The following is a 4,307-nucleotide window of genomic DNA, read 5'->3' as shown; positions in this document are numbered from 1 at the left end:
CTACCAGGACATCGACAGCGTCCCCGCCGCCGCCCGCGCCACCAAGATCTCGCTGCGCTCCGGCTCCCGCGTCGACCAGGTCGGCATCACCCTCGCCAACGGCACCACGCTCACCCACGGCGGCACCGGCGGCACCGCGTCCTCACTGACGCTGGGCAGCGGCGAGTACGTGACGTCGGCGTACCTGTGCGAGAGCAAGTACAACGACACCACGCGGATCTTCTACGCCAAGTTCACCACCAACCTGGGCAACACCCTGGCCGGTGGCACCACCACCTCGGACTGCGTGACCCGCACCGCCCCCTCCGGCTGGCAGATCGCCGGCTTCCACGGGCGCTCCGGTGACGAGCTGGACAAGGTCGGCTTCATCTACACCAAGCGCTGACCCTGCCGGCTGCCGTAGCGGCGAAGTGGCAAGCGCTGTACGGCAGTTCACACCAGCCGGACCATCCGCCGCCGCGGGTGGTCCGGCTCCGTGCACCCCGGCCGCGCGCTAGGCGAACGCCGAGGGCACCAGCCGCCCGCGTGAGATGAGTGAGGTGGCCTGCTTCAGGGTGTGGACGCGGATGCTCACGCTGTAGCCGTCGATCCCCGGGACGGCGGCCACCTTCATGCTCAGGTAGCGGTACAGGTCCTCGTTGTCACGGCAGACCGCGATGACCATGACGTTGGAGTCGCCGCTGATGGCGGCGGCGAAGGCGACCTCGTCGTGGCCCGCGAGTTCCTCGCCGACGCGTTCGAGGCGGGCGGGGGCGACGCGCAGCCACAGGGTGGCGCTGAGCGCGAACCCCAGGCGGGCGGCGAGCAGTTCGACTCCGTAGAGGAGGGCGCCCGAACTCTCCAGGGCATCCAGGCGGCGGGCGACGCGGGCCGTGGACCAGCCGGTGACGTCGGCGAGCTGGGTGTGGGAGGCGCGGCCGTCCTCCGCGAGGGCGTCGAGGAGCGGAGCGTCCTCCTCGGTGAGGCGTACGGGCGGTCCGACGGGGGTCAACGGCCGCTCGCCGACCAGGAGTTGGATCTGCTCGGGGGTGAGCCGGCCGCCGTGGCCCGTCCAGTCGCTTCTGCCGGGTGCGCCGAAGGGATGGAGGAGCAGGTCGATGCTGACGTCCAACACCGAGGCGGACTTGGGCAGTTGGCGCAGCAGGACGTCGTCGCGCGGCACGTGCACCGGCGCGCTGATGACACAGATGATCTCCGAACCGCCGGACGCGAGGCCCGCGTAGGCGATGTCGGGCCGGCGGGCGAGCGCGTCGGCGAGCGGGCCGACCCGGTCGGGGCGGCAGCGGATCCGGGCGACCCAGCGCGCGTCGCCGTGGACGGCGGGGTCGACCAGGCCGACCACCCGCATCACCCCGGAGCGGCGCAGGGCGTGGAAGCGACGGGCGGCGGTCTGCTCCGAGACTCCGGCCACCTCGCCGATCAGCCGGAACGAGGCGCGCGGCGCGCACTGGAGTGCGCGGAGGATTTTCCCGTCGACTTCGTCTGTCATGGGGGAAGTCTGACATCTCTTGGCGGCCGGGTGGAGGTTTCTGGTCGCTTCTCGGTCTTGCGTTGGTGTTTGTCCATGGTGGAGCCGATCCTGGGGCGCATGCCTGTTCGAGGCATCGCACCGAAGCAAGGAGAGTTCCCCGTGAACGTCACGACCCCGGCGAGCGGGCGGCCCGACCGGCGGGCGGCCACCCTCGTCATGGCCTGCCTCGGCGTCTTCGTCGCCTACTTGCCGGTGACCACGGTCGCCGTGAGCCTGCCCGCCATCCAGTCGGCGCTGAACGCGTCGACCGCCCAACTGTCCTGGGTCCAGGACGCGTTCGTGCTGCCCATGGCCGCGTTCATCCTCACCGCCGGTGTCTTCGGCGATGTGCACGGACGCAAGAAGGTGTTCCAGGCGGGCCTGCTGTTCGCCGCCGTCGGCGCGGCCGTGGCGCTGTGCGCGCAGTCGGTACAGGTGCTGTGGATCGGCCAGGCGTTCGCCGGGCTCGGCGCGGCGGCCCTGCTGCCCACCACGCTGGCGCTGATCAGCCACGCGGTGCCCGACCACCGGGAGCGCGGCAAGTTCATCGGCCTGTGGGCGACCGCCCTGATGGGCGCGCTGGCGGTCGGCCCGCTGATCGCGGGCGTCATCCTCGACCACACCTCCTGGCGCTGGATCTACCTGGCCTCCGTCCCGGTCCCGCTGATCGCACTGGTCGTCGCCGCCCGGCTGCTGCCCGACTCGCGGGCGCCATGGGGGTCCCCCCGCTCGAGCGAAGCCGAGAGTGGGGGAGGGCGGAAGCTGGACTGGCCCGGCCAGGTCACCGCGACGCTCGCCATCACCGCGCTGGTCTACGGCGTGATCGAGGGCGGCGCGGGTTCCTTCACGGACGTCAAGGTCATGGTGGCGCTGTTCACGGCGGTGGCCGGCGGGGTCGCGTTCGTGCTCGCCGAGCGGCGCAGCGACAGTCCGATGCTGGATCTGACGCTGTTCCGCAGCCCGGCGTTCACCGCCACCACGCTGGTCGCGATGATCACCTTCCTGGCGCTGATCGGCTTCTTCTTCCTGCTCAGCCTCTACTTCGGCCTGGTGCAGCAGCTCGACACACTCCAGGCGGCCTGGCGGCTGTTCACCGTGTGCGCGGCGGCGATCGTGGTCGGCGCGCCGGTCGGACGGCTGATGCACCGGGTCGCGCCGCGCGTCCTGATCACGGGTGGTCTGCTGGTCATCTCCGGTGCGCTGTTCTCACTCACCGGCGTCGACGCCGGCACGTCGTTCGCGTCCATCGCCTGGCGGCTGGCGCTGCTGGGCCTGGGCATCGGGACCGTGGTGACACCGATGACCGCGACCGCCGTGGCCTCCGTGCCGTATCAGCAGGCGGGTATGGCGGCGGCCGGGAACAACGCGTTCCGGCAGGTCGGCGGCGCGCTCGGCCCGGCCGTCCTGGGCGCCCTGCTCTCCACCAAGGCGCTCGACACCCTGCCGGGCCACCTCACCGACGCCGGGGTGACGGGCGCGACCCAGCGGACCATCGTCGACACCGCCGACGCGAACGGCCTGGGCGCCGTCGCCCATCTGAACCTCGGCGCGGACACCGGGCGGGCCCTGGGCGCCCTGGGCGACTCCTTCCTGGACGGCATGCGCCTGTGCCTGGTCGTGGCCGGGTCGCTGACGCTCCTCGCCGCGCTGGTGTGCGTCCTGCTGCTGCGCCCGCGTCAGGCATCCGGGTCCACGACGACTGCGGCGGCCGGCGCGGACACCGCGGGGCAGACGCCGACCGTCGGAGCCCGTAGTGGTAGTTGACCCGACGCCGAACCGCTGAGGCACGAACTGCCCACGGGCGGGGCTCACTTGAAACCTGGCAGCACATCGCGCCGGAGCCCCGCCCGTTGCCCTCTCAGATCGACACGGCGACGGCGGTGAACGTCGTGTCGGGTGTCTGCGGAGTCGTGAAGCGGGCGTTGACGAGATAGAGCCGGTTGCCGAAGCGGGCGGCGGTCGTCGGCACGTCGAAGCGCGGATCGGTGATCGTACGGCGCAGGGTCGCGGTGATGGCCTTGGCGTCGAGGTCGAACACGCTGATCCGGTTCAGCCGGTTCTGGACGACGTACAGGGTCCGGCCGATCCGGAACAGACCGTCCCCGTTGACCACGTCCGACGCGCCGCTCAGGGCGATCTCCGTGGCGTGGCCGGTCTTCAGGGACACGTGGTAGAGCCTGCCGGGGCTGCTGCTGACCACGATCAGGCCGTGCCCGTCCGGGGTGCCGACGATGCCGTTCGCGTTGTTCACGCCCGGGGTCTGCACCCAGTCGCCGGTGAGCGGCAGGGCGGTGACCTCGCCCGTACGGCCGCGCGGAACGCCGTAGAGCACCGCGTCGAGCGAGTCGGTGAACCAGGCGCGGTCGCCGAGCAGGGTGACGTCGTTGATGAAGTGGCCGGTGGACGGCGTGAGTTGATAGCTCGTCAAGATCTCGCCGGTGCGCGAGTCGACGACTCTGGCGACCCCGGTGCTGCCGGCGACGTACAACAGGCCGTCGTGGTCCAGTTTCAGCCCGACCGAGACGAGGCCGGTGGCGCCCGCGGACAGGATCTCGCCCTCGCCGGTGCGCAGGTCGGTGCGGAGAATCGCGCCGTTGGCCCGGGAGCCCATATAGGCGTACGGCCTGCTGCCGATGGCTATGCCCTCGGGGAGGAAGCCGTTGGGCAGCGGGAACTCGGTCGGCCAACTCGCTTGCGGCGCTGATGAGTCGGCGCTTGCCGTGCCGGTGCCGGTGGTCACCGCGAGGGCGGTCAAGGCGACGCCACCGAGCAGGGCGCGGCGGGTGGGCCGGGGGTG

4 protein-coding genes are annotated in these 4,307 nt (G+C 71.7%); 2 read left to right on the top strand and 2 right to left on the bottom strand.

Annotation, left to right across the window (positions count from 1 at the left end):
* On the top strand, positions 1-385 hold a 385-nt coding region (locus JHN63_RS50575), incomplete at its 5' end, for a jacalin-like lectin (protein WP_267953881.1).
* A 108-nt stretch (positions 386-493) separates the two neighbouring features.
* Here JHN63_RS50575 and JHN63_RS50570 read toward each other — a convergent pair.
* A complete protein-coding gene (locus tag JHN63_RS50570) occupies positions 494-1,489 on the bottom strand; it encodes an Lrp/AsnC family transcriptional regulator (protein ID WP_200691864.1) in 996 nt (331 codons plus the stop codon).
* 198 nt (positions 1,490-1,687) lie between these two features.
* Between JHN63_RS50570 and JHN63_RS50565 the strand changes: the two genes are divergently transcribed.
* Positions 1,688-3,274: an MFS transporter gene (locus tag JHN63_RS50565; RefSeq protein ID WP_234478928.1), complete on the top strand. Its 1,587-nt coding sequence runs from the start codon at positions 1,688-1,690 to the stop codon at positions 3,272-3,274.
* 94 nt (positions 3,275-3,368) lie between these two features.
* Here the strand turns inward: JHN63_RS50565 and JHN63_RS50560 are convergent.
* Positions 3,369-4,307, bottom strand: a 939-nt coding sequence (locus JHN63_RS50560) for an SMP-30/gluconolactonase/LRE family protein (protein WP_200691862.1), incomplete at its 5' end; no start/stop codon positions are given.

Source organism: Streptomyces sp. MBT65, assembly GCF_016612545.1.
In the GTDB taxonomy this organism is placed as follows: domain Bacteria; phylum Actinomycetota; class Actinomycetes; order Streptomycetales; family Streptomycetaceae; genus Streptomyces.
Note: the sequence above shows the minus strand (reverse complement) of the source record. Positions and strands in the feature narration are given on the sequence as shown.

Excerpts from the sequence above, each read along its gene's own strand:
- JHN63_RS50570 (WP_200691864.1), bottom strand. The coding sequence starts at position 1,489 with ATGACAGACGAAGTCGACGGGAAAATCCTCCGCGCACTCCAGTGCGCG.
- JHN63_RS50565 (WP_234478928.1), top strand. The coding sequence starts at position 1,688 with ATGGCCTGCCTCGGCGTCTTCGTCGCCTACTTGCCGGTGACCACGGTC.